Raw genomic sequence first — 247 nt, 5'->3', positions numbered from 1 at the left:
CATCTGCCCGTTCTTGACCGCATTCAGCCCTCTCCACTGTGTGTGATACTGCAAGGAAAGCCAGAACTTTCGTGTATCCGCATCCGGGCAAATCAACAGCAGCATCCGGTCAGGATTGATGCACAGCAACCGTTCGAGCGTGATTGGTTCATTGCATCGTTCCTTGAGCTCGGGAATCGTCTGCAGTGCCAGATCCCGATACAACACGTCGCGTATTCCTCTGTTGCTGTAGAGAAAGATTTGCTCG

At 52.2% G+C, this 247-nt stretch carries 1 pseudogene; it reads right to left on the bottom strand.

Features of this window, described 5'->3' with window-relative positions:
* Positions 1-247: pseudogene (locus SB775_RS32545) on the bottom strand (Fe3+-hydroxamate ABC transporter substrate-binding protein); the annotation flags it as partial.

Source organism: Peribacillus sp. SIMBA_075 (assembly GCF_046534585.1).
Note: the sequence above shows the minus strand (reverse complement) of the source record. Positions and strands in the feature narration are given on the sequence as shown.